22 protein-coding genes and 3 pseudogenes are annotated in these 22,813 nt (G+C 61.1%); 4 read left to right on the top strand and 21 right to left on the bottom strand.

Translation table 11 applies throughout. The features are described from left to right. Positions 1-240: 240 nt before the first annotated feature. From NKJ94_RS25640 to trbB, 10 genes are read right to left on the bottom strand one after another with little or no spacing between them, the layout of a single operon-like run. On the bottom strand, positions 241-513 hold the full coding sequence (locus NKJ94_RS25640; RefSeq protein WP_352528985.1) for a DUF2274 domain-containing protein: 273 nt from the start codon (positions 511-513) through the stop codon (positions 241-243). 11 nt (positions 514-524) lie between these two features. Further along, positions 525-1,742, bottom strand: coding sequence for a TraB/TrbI/VirB10 family type IV secretion system protein (locus NKJ94_RS25645; protein WP_352529073.1), 1,218 nt, complete (start codon positions 1,740-1,742; stop codon positions 525-527). Positions 1,743-1,752: 10 nt separating this feature from the next. Continuing rightward, positions 1,753-2,781 carry a P-type conjugative transfer protein TrbG gene (gene trbG, locus NKJ94_RS25650; RefSeq protein ID WP_352528987.1) on the bottom strand — a complete coding sequence of 343 codons (1,029 nt, stop codon included), beginning with the start codon at positions 2,779-2,781 and terminating at the stop codon, positions 1,753-1,755. Continuing rightward, the gene (trbF, locus tag NKJ94_RS25655) at positions 2,771-3,502 is read right to left on the bottom strand and encodes a conjugal transfer protein TrbF (RefSeq protein WP_352528989.1); all 732 of its coding nucleotides are present in this window, start codon (positions 3,500-3,502) and stop codon (positions 2,771-2,773) included. The genes trbG and trbF overlap by 11 nt, the downstream gene beginning before the upstream one ends. After that, positions 3,503-4,825, bottom strand: a complete 1,323-nt coding sequence (gene trbL / locus NKJ94_RS25660) for a P-type conjugative transfer protein TrbL (protein ID WP_352528991.1) — start codon at positions 4,823-4,825, stop codon at positions 3,503-3,505. Positions 4,826-4,861: 36 nt separating this feature from the next. Beyond that, a complete protein-coding gene (gene trbJ / locus NKJ94_RS25665; RefSeq protein WP_352528993.1) occupies positions 4,862-5,587 on the bottom strand; it encodes a P-type conjugative transfer protein TrbJ in 726 nt (241 codons plus the stop codon). After that, positions 5,584-8,034, bottom strand: a complete 2,451-nt coding sequence (trbE, locus tag NKJ94_RS25670; RefSeq protein ID WP_352528995.1) for a conjugal transfer protein TrbE — start codon at positions 8,032-8,034, stop codon at positions 5,584-5,586. Before trbE ends, trbJ begins: the two co-directional genes overlap by 4 nt. Continuing rightward, a complete protein-coding gene (locus NKJ94_RS25675) occupies positions 8,028-8,300 on the bottom strand; it encodes a VirB3 family type IV secretion system protein (protein WP_023680309.1) in 273 nt (90 codons plus the stop codon). Before NKJ94_RS25675 ends, trbE begins: the two co-directional genes overlap by 7 nt. Continuing rightward, complete coding sequence (locus NKJ94_RS25680) at positions 8,300-8,608, bottom strand: TrbC/VirB2 family type IV secretion system protein (protein ID WP_352528997.1); 309 nt, start codon at positions 8,606-8,608, stop codon at positions 8,300-8,302. The genes NKJ94_RS25675 and NKJ94_RS25680 overlap by 1 nt, the downstream gene beginning before the upstream one ends. 10 nt (positions 8,609-8,618) lie before the next feature. Beyond that, positions 8,619-9,587 carry a P-type conjugative transfer ATPase TrbB gene (gene trbB / locus NKJ94_RS25685; RefSeq protein WP_352528999.1) on the bottom strand — a complete coding sequence of 323 codons (969 nt, stop codon included), beginning with the start codon at positions 9,585-9,587 and terminating at the stop codon, positions 8,619-8,621. Positions 9,588-9,643: 56 nt separating this feature from the next. On the opposite strand from trbB, the gene NKJ94_RS25690 reads away from it, so the two are divergent. Then, positions 9,644-10,015 (top strand): hypothetical protein, encoded by a 372-nt coding sequence (locus NKJ94_RS25690; RefSeq protein WP_352529001.1) that lies wholly within the window; start codon positions 9,644-9,646, stop codon positions 10,013-10,015. A gap of 102 nt (positions 10,016-10,117) precedes the next feature. On the opposite strand, the gene NKJ94_RS25695 is transcribed toward NKJ94_RS25690, so the two are convergent. Together NKJ94_RS25695 and NKJ94_RS25700 are read right to left on the bottom strand one after the other, a co-directional pair. After that, positions 10,118-12,148 carry a conjugal transfer protein TraG gene (locus NKJ94_RS25695; protein WP_352529003.1) on the bottom strand — a complete coding sequence of 677 codons (2,031 nt, stop codon included), beginning with the start codon at positions 12,146-12,148 and terminating at the stop codon, positions 10,118-10,120. 330 nt (positions 12,149-12,478) lie between these two features. Beyond that, on the bottom strand, positions 12,479-12,748 hold the full coding sequence (locus tag NKJ94_RS25700) for a hypothetical protein (protein WP_352529005.1): 270 nt from the start codon (positions 12,746-12,748) through the stop codon (positions 12,479-12,481). A 31-nt stretch (positions 12,749-12,779) separates the two neighbouring features. Between NKJ94_RS25700 and NKJ94_RS25705 the strand changes: the two genes are divergently transcribed. Together NKJ94_RS25705 and NKJ94_RS25710 are read left to right on the top strand one after the other, a co-directional pair. Then, a complete protein-coding gene (locus tag NKJ94_RS25705) occupies positions 12,780-13,010 on the top strand; it encodes a hypothetical protein (RefSeq protein WP_352529007.1) in 231 nt (76 codons plus the stop codon). A gap of 27 nt (positions 13,011-13,037) precedes the next feature. Continuing rightward, positions 13,038-13,544, top strand: a complete 507-nt coding sequence (locus NKJ94_RS25710; RefSeq protein WP_352529009.1) for a flavin reductase family protein — start codon at positions 13,038-13,040, stop codon at positions 13,542-13,544. Positions 13,545-13,737: 193 nt separating this feature from the next. On the opposite strand, the pseudogene NKJ94_RS25715 reads toward NKJ94_RS25710, so the two are convergent. Both NKJ94_RS25715 and NKJ94_RS25720 read right to left on the bottom strand, forming a co-directional pair. After that, positions 13,738-14,776, bottom strand: a pseudogene (locus NKJ94_RS25715) (ISNCY family transposase); the annotation flags it as partial. Positions 14,777-15,258: 482 nt separating this feature from the next. Beyond that, positions 15,259-15,396 carry a hypothetical protein gene (locus NKJ94_RS25720; protein WP_352529011.1) on the bottom strand — a complete coding sequence of 46 codons (138 nt, stop codon included), beginning with the start codon at positions 15,394-15,396 and terminating at the stop codon, positions 15,259-15,261. A 253-nt stretch (positions 15,397-15,649) separates the two neighbouring features. On the opposite strand from NKJ94_RS25720, the pseudogene NKJ94_RS25725 reads away from it, so the two are divergent. Next, a pseudogene (locus NKJ94_RS25725) lies at positions 15,650-15,877 on the top strand (DDE-type integrase/transposase/recombinase); the annotation flags it as partial. Between the two features lie 117 nt (positions 15,878-15,994). Here NKJ94_RS25725 and NKJ94_RS25730 read toward each other — a convergent pair. The 7 genes and pseudogenes from NKJ94_RS25730 to NKJ94_RS25760 form a co-directional block, all read right to left on the bottom strand. After that, positions 15,995-16,813, bottom strand: a complete 819-nt coding sequence (locus NKJ94_RS25730) for an aldo/keto reductase (RefSeq protein ID WP_352529013.1) — start codon at positions 16,811-16,813, stop codon at positions 15,995-15,997. 182 nt (positions 16,814-16,995) lie between these two features. After that, the gene (locus NKJ94_RS25735) at positions 16,996-17,721 is read right to left on the bottom strand and encodes a hypothetical protein (RefSeq protein WP_352517354.1); all 726 of its coding nucleotides are present in this window, start codon (positions 17,719-17,721) and stop codon (positions 16,996-16,998) included. A 130-nt stretch (positions 17,722-17,851) separates the two neighbouring features. Continuing rightward, entirely contained in the window at positions 17,852-18,994 is a 1,143-nt protein-coding gene (gene wecB, locus NKJ94_RS25740; protein ID WP_352529015.1) for a non-hydrolyzing UDP-N-acetylglucosamine 2-epimerase, read from the bottom strand. A 726-nt stretch (positions 18,995-19,720) separates the two neighbouring features. Beyond that, positions 19,721-20,197, bottom strand: a pseudogene (locus tag NKJ94_RS25745) (NAD(P)/FAD-dependent oxidoreductase); the annotation flags it as partial. A 16-nt stretch (positions 20,198-20,213) separates the two neighbouring features. Beyond that, positions 20,214-21,146, bottom strand: coding sequence for an electron transfer flavoprotein subunit alpha/FixB family protein (locus tag NKJ94_RS25750; protein ID WP_352529017.1), 933 nt, complete (start codon positions 21,144-21,146; stop codon positions 20,214-20,216). 22 nt (positions 21,147-21,168) lie between these two features. After that, a complete protein-coding gene (locus NKJ94_RS25755; RefSeq protein ID WP_352529019.1) occupies positions 21,169-21,933 on the bottom strand; it encodes an electron transfer flavoprotein subunit beta/FixA family protein in 765 nt (254 codons plus the stop codon). Between the two features lie 20 nt (positions 21,934-21,953). Further along, entirely contained in the window at positions 21,954-22,811 is an 858-nt protein-coding gene (locus NKJ94_RS25760) for a sugar phosphate isomerase/epimerase family protein (protein ID WP_352529021.1), read from the bottom strand. Between the last annotated feature and the right edge of the window lie 2 nt (positions 22,812-22,813).

Consider the following 22,813-nt stretch of genomic DNA (forward strand, 5'->3'; position numbering starts at 1 on the left):
AAGGGAACTCCATGGTCGGATCGCAGGCTTTACCTGCTCAAGGCCTATGAATACGCGTCATCTCAGAACCAGGCGACCCTCCCGCGAAGCGGGTTCGTGCATTGGGCGCAGAGCCGGCATTGGTTCGGGGCAGATCAGCTCGTCTATTGTGCCCTATGTTTCGGCTTGCCGCCGGCAAATTGCTTCAATGCATTTGCCCGCCTAGAAAGGTGCCCCCTCGGACTCACTGGTCGCTGTCACTTATTCGGACCCTGAAATTGGCTGCCGCCGCGATTTCTCTGACTTGTCGACGACAGGGAGCGATTCCTTTCTGGCCTTGGCAAACGCTCGATCGCTCTCCAGGAACTCCGCCAGCATGAACGGGATCAGTTCCGCTACCGATTCGGACTCGCCATAGGTCTGACGATAAAGCGCCGCATAGTCCTTCAGTGCTTGGTTCAGGTCTGCACTTACGCTTATGGTGATCTTCGAAGGTGTCCGATCCGGAAGTTTGCCGAGTTTCAGATTGGTCATGATGACTCCAGTCAATCCGGGTACGGCCGCAGCACAAGATCCTTGTGCACGATGACGCGCAGTGGCCAACCGGGCCGGACAGTGATGGTGGGTTGGATATTGAGGTTCTTCTCGGTGATGCGCTGGCCAGCTCGACTGACGTTCTGCTGAGCGGATTCGCGGATTGCTTTGACCAGGTCGCTTTCGTCTTCCCCGAGGCTCAGCTCGGTGCCGACCCCTAGCAACGTGGCCAGCGCAACGCCTTTGATCAGCTGCCAGGTGTGGAAATCCACCTTGTCCTCAAGCCCCGCATAGCCGGCGGTATCCGTCGCCGGCAGATTGTCGATTTCGATCGAAGAGCCGTCGGGCAGCAGTATCCGTTGCCAGACCAGCAGCGCGCGCCTTTGTCCAAAGGCAACAACGCTGTCATAGGTGCCAATCAGGCGAGAGCCTTGCGGAATGAGCAAGGTGCTGCCGCTGACTGTGTCGTGCACATTCTCGGTGACCTGTGCGACGACGAGGCCGGGCAAGTCGGAATTGATGCCAGTGATCAGGCTCGCTGCGATGACGCTGCCGGCCATCAGCTGATACGGCGAAGCCGGCGTCTGCAGTGCATGCAGATTGTAGATTCCACTTGTGTTACGCTGGCTGACAAAATCGAGCTTGCGCTGTTGATTGTTTTGGTCGCCCTCGGCCGGTGCAACGGAAGCTAAATCGCGTGCGGCATCGGATTGTGGAGCCGTTGCCTCAAAGGGTGGACGCCCGCCCTGCCCGTTGCCGGCGATCTCCGCTTGCCGGGGTCGATTTTCGATCCGGAAGAAGACTTGCGATTCGCGTGCTTCGACCGCCTGCTGTGCAAGGCGCTGCTCCTCCGCCGAAACCTCCTGGCCCGGCGTGATGCCCAGCTGGCGTTGGTGCTCAAGGATGGGGCGGCCGAGGTCGCCGGGCAGCGGTGGTCCAAGCACCGGAGGCTTGGGCTTGATCCCGGAATAGTCCTTAGGCAGCCGTTCAATTGCCTCCGCGGTTGGCTTCCGCTCAGTGTTGTAAAGCTCTTCAGCCTGCTCTTTGATGCGCAGCGCCGGTCCCTGCAGCGCCATCATGGTGACGCCTAGAACGGTGCCGGAACCAACAGCAGCAATGGCGACAATAATGCCGCGCTTGAAGCGCACAGCGCGGCGAGGCGAGGCCCGCAGCTGCAGCTGTTCTGGATCGAGTTTCGGTGGAGCATCGGAGCGGGGAGTATCCGTCATGGGCCGTCCCTCACCTGCTGGAACGCGAAAAGAGCAATATCCGCCGCGGCGCTTGCCTGCCGTCGGTCCTCGTGATGCGCACCACCTGCTGCTGCTTGGCGCCGAGGCGCAGTTCGGCCGCGGCGAAGAGGCGATCGACGATGTAATAGTTGCCCCGTATGCGGTAGTTGACGAGCTGGTTGTCCCCGTCAGCACCGACGATGAAGAGTGGCGGGGCCTCGCCCTGATCGATGCGGCGCGGGAACTCGATGTAGACCTTGCTGCCATCATCGAACGCGCGCGTCGGCCTCCAGGGCGGCATGTCGCCGGTAATCGAATAGCGGAAGCGAATATTTTCGAGAGCCACATTCGACGCCACTGGCATAGCGGCGTCGGCCTGCGCATTGCGCCGGCGTAGCGCGATGATCTGGTCCTCGCTGTAAGTCCAGGAGATGGCCGCCATGGCGGTCTTATCCGTGCTTTGAAGCTGCAGGTGATAGCTTCGCCGGTCCGTGGTGATCACCAGATTGGTGGCAAGTCCTGGCGCGAAGGGCTTCACCAGCACATGGGTGCGCTGGTCATCGCCGGAGCCACTGACGGTGTCGCCAATTACCCAGCGCACTGTATCGCCGGCCGACACGGATTGGAGTTTCTCGCCTGACTGCAGAGCGATATCGCTGACGCGCTCCGGTGCGGCATAGAGCTGGTAGAGCGCGCCTTCGGCAAAGGGGTAAACCTGCACCGCATTCACATAGCCATATTTGGTGGGTTGCTGCGTCGCCGCCTTGTTGGCATCGGCGACACGTTCTTCAGGCGAGCGCTTGTCTTCAGCAGCCTTGCCCGGCTCGGGCTGCAACTGGCCGGGCAGCGGCAGCGGTTTCGGCACTTCCACGACTTTGACGGGCTTCCCCGGCGCCTTCTCAATCGCGGCCGGCTTGAAGTCAGCATGGTCATAGGAAATCTGCGGCGGCGGCACCGGCTTCGAGGCACAGGCGGAAATGACCGCAGCCGACGCAGACAGGATCAGCGCAGTGCGGAGCGACGAGAGTCTATTTATCATTGGCGGGCTCCTTCGGGGAAACGGTTGTCGGCGCGGCGCTGTCCAGCTCGCGCGACCAGTCGATGGCATTGATGAAGACGCCGAGCGGGTTTTTGCGCAGCTGATCGGTATTGTTCGGCGGCCGGATCACAATAGTGAGGATCCCGGTCCAACGCGTTGTGCTGGCGAGGCTGCCGCGCTCAAAGACCTGCTCGGTCCATTTGACTTGAAAGGAGTTGTCGGACGCTCGAACCACGCTCGTCACCTGCACCGAGACGCTGCGCGTGCCGATCTTGCCGAACGGGTCATTGGCCTTAGCGTACTCATTGAGAAAGAGGGCTGCACGGTCGGTGGCGAAGTCGTAGGCCGAGAGCCAATTCTGCCGCACCAGCACCGCATCGGTGGAGACGGAGCGGACATTCTGGATGAAGCGGCCGAGATGCCAGGCGATCTGGGCATCGGTGGGCTCGTAGGTTTGGATTGCCGGCGCCACAGCCCGTGTCTCACCGAAGCGGTCGACCTCGACAACATAAGGCACAACGCGGCCCTGCATCGACTGCCACAAGAGTCCACCAGAGAGCCCGGTGGCCAGAGCGAGGCAGCCAAAGGCCATCAGGCGCCAGTTCCTTGCCTGCACGCGCGCAGTGCCGATGCGCTCGTCCCAAAGTTGGGCGGCCTTCTGGTATGGTGTGACGGGGTGGGGCGTCTTCCCGTAACGTTGAACTGGTCGCTTGAAGAGCATCTAGTCTTCCTTATCGTTGAGAGAGGGGTTGGCGCCGCTTCCACCCCGATCGCCATCGCGGACGGCCTGCGTGGCGGCGTGGCGATGGGCGCACGCGGTCTGTTCGGAACGTAAGCGCCTCGCCCACGCCGGCGCGGCATTGGCACCTGACGCGGCAGGGTTTCCGGTCATTGATGCGGTCGGCGTGCCGCCCGTCGCGGTCCAGGCGGCATCGCGGCCGGCATCGGCGCTGCGCCGGAATGGTTCTGTTGCAGATCGCATTCCCCGCATCGCGGCGCCGCCAGCTGCGCCGGCAACGCCCTGCAGTCCAGCCGCTACGCCGGAGAGGCCGGACTCGGGCGATGTTGCACGCCCCATCTGCCAAGCTGTGGAAGCAGCCGATCCCATGGCCGTGCCGGCTCGAACGGCGGCGAGACCGCCGCCGGTTGCCATGCGCGCGCCGGCAAGCGCCGCACCTCCGGCAACGAGCGTTGATCCGGCGGCCGCCGCGGTGGTTCCGAGTGCGGCTCCCGCGCCAAGCTGCGGCGCGCCCGAGACAAGACCCGAGGCAATTCCCGGCCCGAAAATGCCGAGCCCAAGCAGCGCCAACGCGCCCAGTACCTGTGACATGGCTGCGGCCAAGTCCGGCTCCTTGCCTTGCAGCGCGGAAGCGAACTCGCCGAAGAGCGTGGAGCCGATGCCGACGATGACAGCAAGCACCATGACCTTAATGCCCGACGAGATCACATTGCCGAGCACGCGCTCGGCCAGAAACGCCGAGCGGTTCCAGAGCGCGAAGGGCACCAGAACAAAACCGGCCAATGTGGTGAGTTTGAACTCCAAGATGGTGATGAAGAGCTGAATTGAAAGAATGAAGAAGGCGATGAGGACCACAAACCAGGCGAGAAGCAGCACGAAGATGGTCAGCGCGTTGCCAAAGATCTCGGGGAAGCCGACTAGCTGGCTCGCTTGATTGAGCAGCGGCCAGGCGCCCTCGAAGCCGGCCGCGGCAATGCGGCCTGGCCGCAGGAGACTGTCGGCGGACAGATTGCCGGCCGATGCGTTGATGCCGAGTCCGGCAAAGGAATGGTAGATGATGTCGGCGAGGTTCTTAAAATTGTTCAGGATGAAGGCGAAGGCGCCGACATAGAGCACTTTTCGGACAAGCCGGCCAAGAACATTGGGCTCGCCGCCGAACGCCCAGACCAGGCCTGTCAGCGTGATGTCGATGCCGATCAGGATGGTGGTGAGAAAGGCGACGTCGCCCGAAAGCAGACCGAATCCGCTATCAACATAGCGGGTAAAAGTCTCCATGAAGCGATCAATGACGCCGAGGTCATTCATGTCGCCGCCTTCCTCGTTGTCTTGAAGAACTGCTGATCAGTTGCCGGGATAGGCCATACCGGTGCCCAGGAAACGCTTCGTCGTCTCGCGGGCGGCTTCCTCGGACTGCGCCTTGCGGGCAGCATCTTCGGCTTCAGCCCGGAACTGGGTCGCGAGCAGCGTCTGGATCTGGATCTGCTGCTTGGTCGAAAGCGCGATCAGCTGATTGGTGGCCTGGCTTGCCTCAAGGGCACCTGCCGCGCCCTGACTGCGGTTGACGAGATCGGTAAGCAGGTCGCCGTCGGCCCGCACGTTCTCCACGATCTGCGACTGCGCGCTCATGGTTTGGCGGAACGCCTGCATGGCGTTTTGCCAGCGCTCGCGCGCGGCGCTCGCCACATCGCTGACCTTGATTGTGGCGTCGTAGCTTTCCGGATATTGCAAACGCCACTGGTTCTGAAGCTTGTCGAGATCGAAGCTCAGGCCGCTGACCTGGGTCATCAGGCCGTCGATCCGTTGGAGCGAACCTGTGAGCTGGCCGACGGAAGAAAAATCCAGGCGCTGAAGGTTGCGCGCCATGTTCTGCAGCATCGTCGCCTGGTTCTGGAGCGACTGGATCTGGTTGTTTATCTGCTCCAGGGAACGTGCCGCTGTCAGCACGTTCTGCGCATAATTCGACGGATCGAACACGATTAGGGCGTGGGCCGGCTGGACGTAGTCGGCCATCGGTTTTGCGATTAGGGAAACGGTGATCAGGCTGGTGAGAAGGCGGCGCCGCATCATGACGATTGCTCCTTGTCTGGTTGAGGGAATTGCTGGAGAAGCTCGGCAGCCCAATCGAGGCCGCGCGCACTCAGGAACCGGGAGGCAAAGCTGTCCTGCCCGTGCTCTGACAGGACGCTGTCGATCAAAGCTTGCGTGGCCGGATCAGAGGCGCCGCAGAGCGCAAGAGCGATCGGGCCGAGCCCGAGCTCGAAGAGGCGGTTGCCGCGGCGCGACTGCACATAATACTGGCGCTTCGATGTGGCATGGGCGACCAATTCGATCTGCCGCTCGTTCAGACCAAATCGCTCATAGGCCACCCGCGCCTGCGGTTCCACGGCACGGTCATTGGGGAGAAAAATGCGCTGTGGGCAGCTCTCGATGATCGCCGGCGCGATGGAAGAGCCAGCGATGTCGGCAAGCGACTGCGTGGCAAAGATCACCGACACGTTCTTCTTTCGCAGCACCTTCAGCCATTCACGGATGCGGGCGGCAAAGAGAGGGTTGTCGAGATAGACCCACGCCTCGTCGAGCATCAGCAGCGTCGGCCGTCCGTCGAACCGCTCCTCGAGACGATGGAACAGATAGGTGAGCACCGGGAGCACAGCGCCTTGGCTGTGCATCAGCTCTTCGGTCTCGAAACACTGCACATCCGACAAAGCCAGCCGATCTTCATCGGCATCGAGCAGCCGGCCGAAGGGACCGTCGAGCGTGTAGGGCATCAACGCGGCCTTGAGCCCATTGGACTGAAGCAGAACCGACAGGCCCGTCAGCGTGCGTTCCTGCACCGGCGCAGTGGCAAGGCTGATGAGTGCCGACCAGATCGCCTCCTTTACCTCCGGCGTAACGCTGACATTCTCATGGGCAACGAGGCCGGCGATCCATTCCGCCGCCCAGCTGCGAGTAGCCTGGTCGCCGATATTGCTCAGTGGCTGGAAGGCAAGCGCACCATCCGCGCCCAGCGCGTGGTGTTCTCCGCCCATGGCCAGTGTTGCCGCACGAGCCGAATTGCCCTTGTCGAAGACATAGACCTGCGCCCCGGCATAGCGTCGAAACTGCAGAGCGACTAGCGCGAGCAGAACCGACTTGCCGGCACCGGTCGGCCCAACGACCAGCATGTGGCCGACATCGCCGACGTGGGTGGAAAGCCGAAACGGTGTCGACCCGTTGGTCTCTGCGAAGAGAAGCGGCGGGGATTCGGTCCCAGTCACGTTGGCGAGATGCTCGTTATCCACCGGACCGGCCCACGCCGACGACAGCGGCATGACATGGGCAAGATTCAGCGTGTGAACGAGCGGCTGGCGAACGTTAGCGTAGACATGACCGGGCAACGAGCCGAGCCACGCCTCGACCGCATTGATGCTTTCACGGATTGTGGTGAAGCCGAGTCCGTTGACGATGCGCTCGACGGCGCGAAGTTTCTCCGCGGCGGCTTGGCGATCCTCGTCCCACACCGTCACGGTAGTGGTGAGATAGCCGAAGCCGACATGATCGCCGCCCAACGCCTGAAGTGCTTCGTCGGCATCAAGCGCCTTGTTGTCGGCATCGCTGTCGACGAGCGGGACCGGTTCGTTGGTCACAACCTCGCGGAGGATCGCGACGATCGATTTGCGCTTGGCAAACCACTGCCGCCGCAACCGGGTCAGTGTCTTTGTGGCTTCCGTCTTGTCGAGCGGGATGAAGCGCGTCATCCAGCGATAGGCGAAATCCTGATGGTTGAGCGCGTCGAGGATCCCTGGCCGGGTGACGTTCGGGAAACCAAGGATGGTGAGGGTGCACAGATGCTGCTCACCCAGCATCGGCTCCAGGCCGCCGGTAAGCGGCGCGTCAACCAGAACACCGTCGAGATACATTGGCGTTTCCGGCATGGCGACCGGATGGCGGTAGGTCGAGATTGTGCCGTGCAGATAGGTTAGCGTCTCGGCATCATCGAGGGCGCGCACTTCCGGCATGAAGCCGGACAGCAAATCCAGGACGCGGTCGGTCTCGTCGCGAAACCACGCCACCTCCTGGCGCCAGTCTCTAGCCCCTCCCGAGTGATGCGAGTCGACCAGTGCGCTTTCCGCCCGCGCCTGGCCATCTGGCGCCGGCATGAAGACCAAGGTCAGATGATAGCGACTCTCGAAGTGCGCGACCTTGCCCTCGAAGGCCGCGCGCCGTTCCTCATCGACCAGCCATGAGGCAGCATCGGGAAAAGCCGAGCTCGGATAGCCCAGCGCTTCAACGCGCTCGGCCTCGAAAAACAACCCCCATCCGGAGCCCAACCTTCGTAGCGCATTGTTGGCTCGTGCGCAGATGCCGACCAATTCGGCTTCGGTAGCGCTTTCAAGGTCGGGGCCACGGAACCGGAAGGTTCGCTGGAAGCTACCGTCTTTATTGAGCACAATGCCGGGCGCGACCAAAGCGGCCCAGGGCAGATGATCGGCAAGCCGATCGGCTTTGCCGCGATACTCCGAAAGGTTCAGCATGCAAGCCACCCCTTCAGGCGAAGATGACGGACAAGCACGCTGGCGAAGTCCGGATCGCGGCGAGCGGCAAAGACCGCGAGCGTGTGGCCGGCGATCCAGAGCGCCAGTCCGGCGATCCACTGCTGCAGGCCAAGGCCTATTGCCGCGGCCACCGTGCCGTTGAGGATCGCCACCGCTCGCGGCGCGCCGCCCAGCAGGATCGGCTCAGTCAATGCCCTGTGAACGGGGACTTCGAAACCCTCGATATGCTGCTCTCCGGTGGCCATCAAACGAGTGCCCCGCCGCCGAAGGAGAAGAAGGAGAGAAAGAAGCTCGATGCCGCGAAGGCGATCGACAGGCCGAAGACAATCTGGATCAGCCGGCGAAAACCGCCTGCCGTGTCACCGAAAGCAAGGGTCAGGCCGGTGGTGATGATGATGATCACCGCGACGATCTTGGCGACCGGTCCCTGCACCGACTCAAGGATCTGCTGCAGCGGCTGTTCCCAAGGCATGCCGGAGCCCGCTGCGTGGGCCGGGACGGTGAGAAGAAACGCGAGCGCGGTGGACGAAAGGAAGCGAAGCTTCTTGCGCATGAGTGACCTTTCAAAACTGCTGGAGTTGCGGAAGCGTGAGCGGGGTGACGGCGTAATCACCGCTGCTGTCGAGACCAGTGACCTCAGCGATCGCGTCAATGCGGCGCGAGGATCCGCGCCCAGCGATGAAGACGATCAGATCTACCGCATCAGCGATGAGGCGGCGGGGAACGGTGACGACGGCTTCCTGGGCGAGCTGCTCGATACGGTAGAGAGCGGAGCGCGCCGAATTGGCGTGAACCGTCGCGATGCCGCCGGGATGCCCGGTGTTCCATGCCTTCAGCATGTCCAGGGCCTCCGCGCCCCTGACTTCGCCCACGATGATGCGGTCGGGTCTGAGCCGCAGCGTCGAGCGCACGAGATCGGCGAGCGTGACCGACCCCCGCCTCGTCCTCAAGGCGACGCAATCCTTCGCCGCGCATTGCAGTTCGCGCGTGTCCTCGATCAGGATCACCCGCTCGTCGCAATCGGCGACTTGTGCCAGCAGCGCATTGGCAAGTGTTGTCTTGCCCGACGACGTGCCGCCGGCGACCAGGATGTTGCGCCGCTCGCGCACCGCCTTCCTCAGGGCATCGGCCTGCACCTGCAGCATGATGCCATCGGCGACATAGTCGGCCAACGTGTAGAGTTTTGCCGCAGGCTTTCGGATGGCGAAGCATGGCGCCAGCACGACCGGCGGCAGCAGACCCTCAAAGCGCTCGCCCGACGGAAGTTCGGCACTGACAATCGGATTGTCCGCATGCGCCTCGTCGCGCACGTGTGACGCGACCAGGCGAATGATGCGTTCCGCCTCGGACGGGTGCATATGCACGCTGGTATCGCCCCGGCCTTCACCCAACCGGTCGAGCCACAGCGCACCGTCGGGATTGACCATCACCTCAATGACGGTCGGATCGGCAAGGGCTTCGGTGATCGCCGGGCCCATGGCGGTGCGCAGCATGGCGCGGCGGCGATGCTCGGCTTCTGGATGAGAACTCATCCTTCCCCTCCCCCACGATTGTCTTTGCCAAGAGACCGTTTCCCAGAAGCGAGCTGGTGGCCGACCTGTTCGACAAATTTGTCGAAACGCTCCTGGGCAATCGCCTGCGTCGCCCTGTCCGGGACCGGCGTGTGCGCATGAAGCGTGATCGAAAAGCGGATGAAGAGCGCCAAGCTCTCCAGGATCACCTCGACATCGCGCCTGACATGGCCGAGGTCGCGGGAAAGACGGTCGAGCCTCACACCGTAGCGCTGATCGAGCTCGTTCTCACCGCGCCGCTCGATGAAGGCCTCGACCGCCTTTGCCACGATCGCGGATTTCGTGGTCGAGGGATCACGACTGAGTTTATCCAGCCTCTTGCTCAACTCGAGTTCGAGCAGAAACTGGTGGCGAATGCGGTGGGGCTTCATGAAGCTCGTTCCAACTGACCGACGCTGATGCGCCAGCGGCAGGAACAAGCATCGGCCAGACACCCCAAATTGCTTATGGCCGTTATCTACGCTGAGATGCGCTCTGCCTTTGAGCGCCGTTCAGAAGCCGGGCACGATGTCCTTGTCGTCGCCCATTCCCTCGTTGAGGCCGTACGCACGTGCTGCGGTGGAAATCCGGTCCATCACGCGTTGGTCGGCAGCCGCCTCGCTATCATCGTCAGCAGGCTTGAGCAAATCCTCCTGATCAGGCTCTTGGGCAAGGAGGGGATGGTCTTCGGGCAGACCTGGATGAGGCTGCTGCTGGAGACCGCCGTCCTCTTCGATTGCTGCGCCGGTGCTGTCGCCCTCGGCAGCAAGACGGCGGTCAACGCCGCGCACCTGTCCGACCCAATCGTCCGGGCGTGACGCAGGGGAGTCCGCGTAGGGACCCTCGCGTAGCGCCGGCGAAGGCAGCACCCGTTCGGTGAAATTCTGATCCTGGTAATAGCGCAGTTTCTTCGCGCGGATCGGCGGCAACCCCGAAACCAGTATCAATTCGTCTTCCTGCGGCAGCTGCATCACCTCGCCCGGCGTCAGCAACGGCCGTGCGGTTTCCTGGCGGCTCACCATGACGTGCGAAAGCCAGGGCGCCAGCCGATGGCCGGCATAGTTGCGCATGGATCTGAGCTCCGTCGCCGTACCGAGCGCGTCCGAGATACGCTTGGCCGTGCGCTCGTCATTGGAGGAAAAGGCAATCCGCACATGGCAATTGTCGAGAATGGCGTTGTTCTCGCCATAGGCCTTGGAGATTTGGTTCAACGATTGCGCGATCAGATAAGCGCGGATGCCGTAGCCTGCCATGAAGGCGAGCGCAGTCTCGAAGAAGTCGAGCCGACCGAGCGCCGGGAATTCATCCAGCATCATCAGGAGCTGATGCTTGCGGCTCTTCTTTGCATCGCCCTCCAGCCGCTCGGTCAGCCGCCGGCCGATTTGATTGAGCACCAATCGCACCAGTGGCTTGGTGCGCGAGATATCCGACGGCGGGACGACCAGATAGAGCGACATCGGTCGCTCGGCATCCACAAGGTCGGCAATGCGCCAGTCGCAGGCCGATGTTGCCGCGGCCACGGTTGGATCACGATAGAGCCCGAGAAACGACATGGCGGTCGAGAGAACGCCTGAACGCTCGTTCTCTGATTTGTTCAGCACCTCACGGGCCGCCGACGCCACAACGGGATGGGCCTCAGGCTTGTCCGCCGCGCCGAGGTGGTTGGTCATCATCATCTGCTGCAGTGTCGCGACAAATGAGCGTTGTGGGTTCGACAGGAAGGTGGCGACGCGGGCAAGCGTCTTTTCCTCTTCGGCGTAGAGCACGTGCAAGATGGCGCCAACTAGGAGTGAATGACTGGTCTTCTCCCAATGGTTCCGCCGCTCCAGCGCGCCTTCCGGATCGACGAGAATGTCTGCGATGTTCTGAACGTCGCGGACCTCATCTGGACCTTTGCGCACTTCCAGCAGCGGGTTGTACCGCGCCGATCTCGGATCGGTGGGATTGAACAAAAGGGAGTACGAGAACTTCGACCGCCAGCCGGAGGTCAGCTGCCAGTTCTCGCCTTTGATGTCGTGAATGACGGCCGAGCCGGTCCAGGAAAGAAGGGTTGGAACAACGAGTCCGACGCCCTTGCCCGAACGTGTCGGCGCAAAGGCCATGACGTGTTCTGGTCCGTCATGGCGCAGATAGCGATCCTTCAGTTCGCCAAGCAAAACGCCGGCCGGCTGAAACAGCCCTGCCTTCTCGATCTCCCGAGTCGCGGCCCACCGTGAGGAACCATAGGTGGTGACCAATCCGCGCTGCCGCGCGCGCCAGAGGGAGCCAGCTATCGCGGCGGCACAGCCTAGGAACCCACTGGCTCCAGCAAGCATGCCGGCCTTGTCGAAAACCTCAGGCGCATAGGCGTCGAATTGAAACCACCATTCGAACAGTTTCCACGGCTTGTAGACCGGCCAGGCCGCCGCGACAAACCATGGCGCGCCGAGTGGCGGCTGATAGGAGAGCATGTGGGCGCACCATTGGGTTGCAGTCCACACGCCAAGAATGACAATTGCGAATACGACAGCGATCTGCCCAATCAGCAACTTCGTGGGTGTCAATGGCTTGCTCCGCTCTTCTGGGCAGACGGACCAAACATCGCGCCGAGCGATGAGAATTCGAACGGCCTCTACGTGCGACTAGGTGCGATGACAAGGTTGATAGGTATTGTTCAGCTGCGAACAGCGAAAATCCGCCGCAGCAACCTATCGGCGTGCCAGGTACGCGGTTTGGTTGCAGAAATGTTGGCATCTGCGCGGGGCACATTGAAGAAGGCTGTGTGTGGTGAGGAAGGCGCATCCGGGCCACGATGATGCCAAGCGTCAGGGGACTGGCACCCGGTGCTTGATGCCGTCCGGCGTCGGGGACAGGCCATCTGGCAGGCCTTGCCGCTAGCGGAGCAGCGCCGCGTGGTGCGTCATCTTCGTGCGCTGTGGGATGTGCATCGCTTCCGCATCGCGCCACAGATCGCGGCCGTGCTCGATCGCCGCGTTGCCGAGGGCAGGCTTGCCTATCGCGCCGCATCGATTGTCGGCGCCGAACAGGCAGACGGATGCATTCGCGTGCGGCAGCGGCTGCGTGGCCAACGCAGCCTCGTTGTCGATGCTTTCGACAGTGTGATCGTGACGACCGGACCGGCGCACGCCGATGTTGCGGACCAACACAGCGATTGCGGCGCTCGAGCGGATGGGATTGGTCCGGCTCGACCCGATTGGTCTTGGTTTGGAGACCGACAGTCAAGGCCGTGCGGTCGGCACATCCGGGCGCCCGACCGACAGCATTTTCGTCAGCGGGCCACTGGCGCGCGGCAGCGTTGGCGAATTGATGGGAATTCCCGAAGTCACCGCGCATGCCGAGCGCATCGCCGCTGAAATCGACGAATGGCTTGGATATCAAACGGCGTTGCGCCACAAGGTGTCATGAAGCTGCAAACACGATGAGGCTATCCAGATGACACTGACCGAACGCGTTCCCCCAGTGGAAACCCGGATTCCCCTGAAATTTGCGATGCGACACCTGGCCGGAGCTGTCTCCGTGGTGACCGCCGGTGTTGGCGACGAACGGACGGGCGCAACCGTTACCACCGCCCATTCCCTATCGGTCGAACCAGAGGTGATGGTTGTGAGCATCAACCTGAACTCGTCTACCTGGGCAGCCATCAGCCGGCATGGGCATTTCTGCGTGAATGTGCTGCGTGCCGACCAGATGGCGATTGCCGACCGTTTCGCCGGACGCGGTGACCTGAGGGGGGCGGCGCGTTACGATGGAGCCCGCTGGTCTAGCCTTACAAGCGGCGCATTGGCACTCGACAGCGCGCTCGCCGCGGTCGACTGTACGGTCGAGGACACGATTATTCGCCACAGCCACGCGCTGATCCTCTGCAGCGTCCGGCATGTGGTGAGCGGAGAGCCCGGCCCGGCGCTGATCTATCATCACGGCGCATACGGATCGTCGTGAGCTTGTTGGGTTCGGCTCCTTTCCAAACAGCTTGATTAAGCTAAACGGCGCGAAGCGATGTAAAGCGCCATCAGCCTGGCACTGGGCCACGGCGCCCCATCGCGCGAAGGGCAAGGTCGAAACCTTCGTCCACCGAGTTCACGGTCCGGCCACTCAGTTCGTATCCAGGCAGACATCGGGATGGCGGGACAGGAGGCAGGGGAATGCCGTCGTGTATGACCTCGAGGCGACCATCGGGGTAGTCGCAGACGACGACCTTTTTGCGGGCAAGTCGCCTCGCGGTATCGGTCGGATCGAGAATGAACAGCACCTTGTCGTAGCGCAGTGTCAGGGCCTGAGACAGCGTGCGGACCTCCTTGCGGCACATGGCGCCGACCAGATTCTCGTGATCGGGGCGGCGCATGTCCTTCGGGTTGCGTGGTTCTTTGCGAAAACGTGCGTTAAAGTCCGCCATGAATGCCGGCGCAAAGGCGTTGGCCGCCTCGATGGTGTTGATGCCGTGAAGGCGCAGTTCCTTCATAAGCCGGTCCTGCAGCGTCTGATGGGCGCTTAACACGACCTTTTGCCTGTGGGGAGTTGGCGCAGATGATGTGGATGTTGAGCTCGCAGAGAGCCCGGCCGAACTGCGTCAGGCCACTGCTTCTATCCTTCTCCGAACATGTGTCGTCCGGAAGACGCCATGCTTGTCCCTGTAGAAAGAAAGCGGCTTGCCCCAGCGCCTTGCGGCATGAAAATAGTCGAAGGTGTTCTCCGACCCCGCAAGCGCAGATGCAGCAGCTTGCCGGTCGCGTCGTCTATGAAGACGAGCATGGCGCATTTGGGGCCACGATTCTCGAACCACCAGTGATGCGAGCCGTCGATCTGCACCATCTCGCCGAGACAGTCGCGCCGTCCGCGCGGCTGGTGCACGCGGCGCTTGCGTTCACGGCCCGATGTCCAGATCCCGGCCTCCGTCATCCATTTGCGCAGCGTCTCTGCTGACGGCGATTTGATGCCGCTCGATCACTCTTCGTGGGCAAGCGTCGGACCGAAGTCGACATAGTGTTCGCGGATCAGCTCCAAAGCGAAGTCGCGAATGCCATTGATGATGCGATTGTTGGAGCGTCGCCCCCGCGCCTTTTGTCGAGAGCCGCCGCGCCGTCGCCCAGGAATGTCTTCATCAATCGTTGGACTTGCCGAGCAGTAATTCCCAACACGCTTGCGGCGGCAACGCTCGTCATCCGCCGCTCTATAACATCGACAAGATCTCAATGCGATTTCAGTCCCAAGATGCAATCTCCCCGCTCTCGAAGGCGAGAGAGTGGCAAGGCACAAGCAGGAGCGACATTCCTATTTTGCCAGATCAGGACATCTTAAAAAGTTGCAACGCATATTATGGAACTCGGTGGCGGTTTTCTAGCTGTTGCTTTTTCTCTCCTGCCGCAACTTACGAAGTTGTAGAATCTCTCAGTAAACTGCGGGGGTTTGAACCATGGTGTCAGAGTCGGAAACGACAGCACATCGCGATGCCGTTGGGGGGGCGTCCACCGCATCGAGTAGGGCTGAGCATGAGGGGTAAGGCGGATAGCCGAAGCGTGACAGTGCGATGACCCGAAAGCCCTCGCCAACAGGGCGGCCGTAGGAGCACCGGCATACCGTCAGGCGCGATGCGGACCGACAGCCCCCCGGCGAAGGGCGCTGATTGATCGATCGAATTTGAATTCGGGTCGTTTTATCAGCTGACATAATCCAAATCGAATTCCTCACGATATTTCAGCACGCGCCTGGATTTTTCTGCATTTGGCTCCGGCGAAGACCCCGTGGTGCGGTGTAAGCGCACCTCCGGCATCTTGGACTTGTTTTCATTAGCCATCCAGGACTGCTGCATTGCCGCAGCGATGGTTCCAACCTGCTAGGCGTCGCCAAACCGCGCATCGTTGGGTTGGATGCCGGATCCCCGTGGGCGACGTTGCCGGATCCAAACCAACCATGGCCGCGACCAGAGTTGCCACGTCGGAATGGCCAAGCACCTTGCCGTCGCCGGACTTGATGGTTTCGCCGACATTGCCCGGCCCGGCGAACAGTCATTGATCAGCCCTTGTCGGTGGTGCCCAGTACGCTGGCTGAAACCGATCACGATCAGGAAAAGTCGATACTTGAACAACAGGATCGAGCAGGACCATCGGCGCATTCAATCGCCGTGTGCGGCCGATGCTGGCCTTCAAGTCGCCGGCCACCGCCAGCATCATCCTGTCCGGGATCGAAATGCTTCACATGATGCGCAAGCGACAGGCAAGTACGCATTCAATCCAAATCCCTCCCTGGCCGAGCAGTTCGCCATGCTGGCGGCATGACAGCGGCCGGTCTCGACCACCTTCATGACGCAGAAAAAACTTTGGGACCGAGCAGGGAGATTTTGCAGAGAGACAGGAAGCAGAGAGCGGTTGCTCATGGCATACTCATGCAATCGGTCAATCCCATTCCGGCGTCCACGGCACCTTGTTCTTGTCCACGCACCTGAAGTTCGTGCATGTGAGAGCGTCGATCCGCTTCATGTCGACGCTAGATAGAACGAAATCCATGACGTCGAAGTTCGACCGCATGTTTTCCGGCTTGGTTGACATTGTATTGACGGCGACGCCTTTCTGCAGAATCCATCTCAACACCACCTGCGCAGCCGACTTTCCGTAGGCTATGCCGATCTGGCCAAATTGCGGATATTTGAAAACCTCCCCCCTCGCGACCGAAGAGAACGAAGCCAGCGGAACGCCCGTCTGAAAGGACATGTCGAGCAGAATTGACTGATCGAGAAGCGGGTGGAATTCAACCTGGTTGATCGCGATTTCGCCATTGGTGAATGATTGCGCGTCCCGCATCATTGAGGCCGTGAAATTAGAGACGCCGATCTCGGTCGCGAGTCCCTTACGCTTCGCGTCCCGAAGTAGGGCGAGAGACTTGCGATTGTCCCCGGACGGATCCGGCCAATGAAGGAGCAGAAGGGCGACCTTCGACACGCCAAGAGCGTTCAGACTCGCCTCCACCGATTTCAGGAACTGTTCCTCGGTGTAGTTCTCGGGATGCACTTTCGTGGTGATGAGAAGGTCGTCTGTCGAGACGTTAGCCTGGCGGATGGCCGCGCCCAAGTCGGCCTCGTTTCCGTACAGTTGAGCTGTGTCGAATGATCGATAGCCGACCTCGTACGCAGCGGCAAATGCCTTCTCCAAATCCTCGCCCTTGAGCGGATATGTTCCAAACGAACGTTCATGTCCCGGCCGAAAGCAGATCGACATTTTCCTTTCCTTTCCCAGGCGCCGTAGCGAACCGTGTGCACATTGAGCTGCTATAGATGGATGCTGTCCCAAACCACGGCGCGATCGATCGACTGGATCACCTTCCTCTCTGCCACGGCCATTCTCCGACTGACGTCCTTTCATAAGGCAGTGGTCAACCTCCGTTGTGGATGGAGCCGACGTCAATCATGTGATCCAGCGAACGGATGAAGCTCCAAAGCTAGCCACATGCAATCCGTATCCGCGTAATACTGATGCCATGGGTAGAGAAACCCGCCAATACTATCACTTGTGCAATCGAAGAATGGCTGGGCGAAGCCCGGAGCCATCAGGATTTCTTCGGTCAGTGTTTCCCGCTGCTGCGTCTGAAACTTCTGCATCCGTCCCACTCCCATGATCTGCACATGGGTCTCGATGAATGGATGCAGATTGTGGATCAGGCAGTCCGTCGCTTCCGGAGCAAACCAAAGATTGGCTTTCGCGGCAAAAGTCATGCCGTCGGTCTCCGGGTTCCCGGCAAGCATTGCCGCTGCACCGCTCAGACGAATTTCAATAAGGTCGTCCTGCGATGAGCGGTAGAGCGGCAGTCCGAGAATTTCCGCGGTCGGGTCGGTGATCGTCTCCGCATATCGCGGCCACCCTAGAGTGCTCGCCCTGGCGCCTACTGTCTCGAGAACACGGATCACAATCATTGCCTGTGCGTTCTCGATGACCGCGTCGATGAGCGTGGTCGATGAAAATGGCTGGATTGTTTGCCGAGGCTTACCAGCGATCTCAACGACGGTATCACCGATGTTGAAGACGATATTGCGCCCGTGAAGTGCGAATGACGAAGCGCCCTCAATCAGTTCGGCGTCAACCACAGCGTTGGAGAAATTGAGATCTCGCCGATTGTTACGCCTAGCCATGAGCTTCCTCTCTTGCCATCGTCGCCCGGTCCGGTCCGTCCGACAGGGACATGGTGGTGTTCGTGGGAGGGCGTGGATCGCAGCGAAATCCAAAGATCGGTGCGCGCCACGCCGCTGACATCTGGGCCCATCAGCTGGCCAGCCGCGCCTCGCGTGCCGTCTGTGCAGCGAAATATCTCGCGATTGCATCGATAACCCGAGTTGTCGCCTTTCCATCGCCGTAGGCATCCACGGGGTGGGCCATTCGTGAATATTCGTCCGGATCGCGCAGCAGTCGGGTCGCTTCACTCAGGATGCGGGCGGTGCTGCGGCCCACAAGGCGCGCCGTGCCAGCTTCGACAGCCTCCGGCCGCTCGGTGATGTCCCTTAAAACAAGCGTCGGTTTGCCCAGTGAAGGGCCTTCTTCCTCTGCGCCGCTGCTGTCCGAGATGATGATGTGCGAGCGCAGCATAAGGCTGCAGAAATTCCGGTACGGTAGCGGATCCACCACCGTAATATTCGCCTGGTTGCTCAGATAGGGCAACATGACTTCGCGCACTGCCAGGTTTTTGTGCAATGGGATGATGACACGCACGTTCTCCTGGGATGAGAGCTGCACCAGAGCCCTTGCGATCTCGTGCATCGGTGCACCCCACGACTCGCGTCGATGTGCTGAGGCGACCACGATTCGCCGCGTATCGTTCTTAAGGTCGGCAAGTGCGGGCTCGGCGAAGGCGGGAGCATTTTCGGCCGCCCAGTGAAGTGCATCGACGACCGTGTTGCCGGTGACAGTGATACGATCCTCACGGGCACCTTCGCGGATGAGGTTCTTGCTGCTCCGGATGGTCGGCGCCAGGTGGAGATCCGTTATCTGGGCGACGAGGCGCCGATTGGCCTCCTCTGGAAATGGCGATGCAATGTTGCCGCTACGTAAGCCCGCCTCGAGATGGATGATGGGGATTCGGTGCTGGAAGGCGGCCAGGGCGCCTGCCAGGGTGCTCGCGGTATCGCCATGAACAATCACCGCGTCCATTCCCCATTGTTCCATTTGCATGGAGAGCATTTCCAGTATTCGATGTGTGACCTGCGACAAGGTCTGGCGAGGTTGCATGACGTTTAGTTCGATGTCCGGTCGAATACCGAATTCCGTTAAAGTGATATCAAGCATCTCGCGATGCTGCCCCGTGGAAACAACGAGTGGCTCGAACCTGCGGTCGAGCTTCATTGCGTTGATGACTGGGGCGCATTTAATCGCCTCAGGACGAGTACCGAAAATGAATGCCACTTTGGGCATGATCGTCTCTCCGAATGAATCTGAGGGGTCGCCGGCGACCGCGGTTGCCAAGGAATTGCACAGGGGGGCCATCCATCAGGGCCGAAGCGAACCACGTCTTGGCCAATCACAGCGGACAACGAGGATCCTCTAGCCGAGGTCGACTGGAATGCGAGCGTCGCTTTCTGGTGGACTTGGCGATGCGCCCTTCCCACAGAATGCGATCTGACGCAGATCTCCTTCTTGTTTCATCCATCGCGGCTGACCGCGCCATCAATGCTGGTCGGCAGTTGCTGCCGCCACTCCTCACGAAGAGACACAAAACTCGTGCCAATTTGGCTGATCGAGCCGAAGAAAAAACTTTGTGGTTGCTTTACAGCTATTTAGCCAAAGGAACAAAAAATCGGCTAAACAAGACTGTGTGTGACGGACCCGATAAAGAGACTGTGTGTCACGGACCCGACAAAGCCGACAGAGGGCGCGGATCTGGTGCAAAGAAGAAAAAATTGGCCGCGTTGGTCCACGTTGGCGTTGGACCGCCCTTCAAGGCGTCGCTGACTCTTCACTCTTTCCCTGATCGCCCACCACAGTCCCGGCAGTGATTGGCGGAGAATGGCTGTGGGGTTCTGGATTGGCTTTTCGTTCGAAAAGCGAAGGGGATTTTAGGCTGACAGAATGGGAACTCTCGGAAGGAGGTAACCCGATGATGGTCTATCGCAACAGAGGACTAACCATCTTTCCGTGCTGGTCGCCGGTGGCGACACCGATCACCGCGCCCTCGTCGTTGTAGAGCACTTCGGTTGCGGCAAAGCCGGGATAGATCTCGACGCCGAGCTCTTCCGCCTTGGTCGCCAGTCAGCGACAGACATTGCCGAGCGATACGATGTAGTTGCCAGGATTGTTCATCAAGGGCGGCATGGCGAAGTTCGGCAGGTGGATCGAGCCGGCCGGGCCGAGCAGCAAGAAATGGTCGTCCGTCACCGTGGTCTTGAACGGATGGCTATCGTCCACGCGCCAGTCAGGCAGCAGGCGGTCGATGCCGATGGGATCGACAACGGCGCCCGACAGGATATGGGCGCCGACTTCCGGAGCCCTTTTCCAGCATGAGGACGGTGAGATCAGGATTGACCTGCTTCAACCGGATCGCCGCCGGCCCGCAGGCCCCGCGCCGACGATCACGACGTCGAATTCCATGCTCTCGCGTTCGGAGAGTTCGATCGTCATCGAAACAGCTAAGTCCTCAAAGCGCCTTTTCAAGTTCCGGCAGGGCCTCGAAGAGATCCGCAACGAGACCGTAGTCGGCAACTTGGAAAATAGGCGCCTCCTCGTCCTTATTGATCGCGACGATGACCTTCGAATCCTTCATGCCGGCCAGATGCTGGATGGCCCCGGAGATGCCGCAGGCGATGTAAAGGTCCGGGGCGACCACCTTGCCGGTCTGGCCGACCTGCCAGTCGTTGGGTGCATAGCCAGCATCGACGGCCGCACGCGACGCACCGACGGCGGCGCCAAGCTTGTCCGCAATGGGGAGGATGACTTCTTTGAATTTCTCCGACGAGCCGAGCGCCCGACCGCCGGAGATGATGATCTTCGCCGAGGTCAGCTCCGGTCGGTCCGAGGTCGAAAGTGCGTTCGACACAAAGGTCGAAAGCTCTGAAGAAAAGGCTGCCGTCGAGATTTCCTCGACGACAGCAGATGGGCCTTGGGAGGCGTGGGAAAAGGACGCCGTGCGTACGGTGATCACCTTCTTGGCGTCAGTCGACTGCACCACCTGGATGGCATTGCCGGCATAGATCGGCCGTTTGAATGTGTCGGCAGAGACGACCTCGACGATTTCCGAGATCTGCGCGACATCGAGCAGCGCGGCAACGCGCGGCAGGATGTTTTTGCCGACCGAGGTCGCGGCCGAGATGACCGCATCGTAATTGCCGGCGATCGACACGATGAGCGCCGCCAGCGGTTCTGCGAGATTGTTGGCAAGACTGGCGTCGTCGGCAAGCAGCACCTTGGAAACGCCGGAGAGTTTTGCAGCCGCATCGGCCGCAGCCTTGACGCCGGAGCCGGCGACGAGCACATGCACGTCGGAACCGATCTTCGAAGCGGCCGTCAGCGCCTTTGCGGTCTGGTCGGAAAGGGTTTCATTGTCGTGATCTGCCAGAAGAAGAATGGCCATGGTTTAGTCTCCCTTTCCGACGTTAGAGCACGCCGGCTTCGGTCTTGAGCTTTTCAACCAGTTCGGCGACCGACTTAACCTTGACGCCTGCCTTGCGGCCGAACGGTTCCTGGGTTTTCAGCACCTTGAGGCGCGGGGCGGTGTCGACGCCGAAGTCGACCGGCGTCTTCTTGTCGAGCGGCTTCTTTTTGGCCTTCATGATGTTCGGCAGCGACGCATAACGCGGCTCGTTGAGGCGAAGGTCGGTCGTAACGACGGCCGGAAGCTTCACGTCGATCGTCTGGAGACCACCGTCGACTTCGCGCGTCACCCTGGCGGTGCCCTCTGGCGCCTTGCCGTCGCCGATCTCGACCTTGGAAGCAAACGTCGCCTGCGCCCAACCAAGAAGGGCCGAGAGCATCTGGCCGGTCTGGCTGCTGTCGTCGTCGATCGCCTGCTTGCCGACGATGACGAGGCCGGGCTGTTCGGCCTCGGTGACACCCTTGAGGATCTTGGCGACGGCGAGCGGCTCGACGGCGTCGTCCGTCTCAACCAGCAAGGCGCGATCGGCGCCCATCGCGAGCGCGGTGCGCAGCGTCTCTTCGGCTTTCGCAGGACCGATCGACACCACAACCACTTCATCAGCCTTGCCGGCTTCCTTGAGGCGTAGCGCTTCCTCAATCGAAATCTCGTCAAACGGGTTCATCGACATCTTGACATTCGTAAGCTCGACCCCGGAGCCATCCGCCTTCACGCGGATCTTTACGTTGTAATCAACAACGCGCTTAACTGGGACCAAGATCTTCATGGCTCAACCTCCAAGATTCGTCAGCAGAGGGCGCGGAAACGTTCGACGATGACGTCAAGCACCTCGCCGGGGTCACGCTTCCACCAATTGTTAGCGGAGAAAATCTCGACCTCGCAGGGACCGGTGTAGCCGGTGCCTTCGACACTCGCGCGGATCGCCTTGAGATCGGCAACACCGTCGCCCATCATGCCGCGGTCCAGCAGCACGTCGCGCGTGTCGGCAAGCCAATCGCAAAGGTGATAGCCGAAAATCCTCTCCTTGCCGGCGCGCCGCAACTGGGTGTCAAGGTCGCGGTCCCACCAGACATGGTAGACATCGACGGCAACGCCCAGATTCGGCGCATCGACCGCCCCGCAGATATCAACAGCGTCACGCACAGTCGTCAGGCAGGAGCGGTTCCCGGCGTAGACGGGATTGAGAGGTTCCAGCGCCAGCTTGACATTGCGGTCCGCCGCATAGAGTGCGAGGTCGGCAACACGTTCAGCGACAATCTTCAAGCTCTCGGCAGTGCCCTTGCTGCCGGGATGTACGCCGCCCACCACAATCGTCAGCACAGTGGCACCCAGACCGGCAGCCATATCGATGGACGCCCTCGCCTCATCGAGAACCGCTGTCCTGTCGATCGCTTCGGTGCCGACAAGGAACGGTGTGCGGCAAAGCCCGGCGACGGAAAGGCCTGCCGAGCGCACCCGCTCGCCAATCTCGTTCGCCCGCGCACCGACTTCGCGGCGCCAGAAGACGATCGAGCCGAAACCACGGGCAGCACACGCATCGATCACCCGCTCCGGTGACCAGCCTGCACCGTGGCCATTCAAGTTGTGTCCGAGGCTGGCGGTGTTGAGCGCGAGCGCCAAATGGTCCGTCGAGAAATCGCGCATCG

The sequence above is a fragment of the Mesorhizobium sp. M0060 genome, assembly GCF_040323155.1.
Lineage (GTDB): Bacteria > Pseudomonadota > Alphaproteobacteria > Rhizobiales > Rhizobiaceae > Mesorhizobium.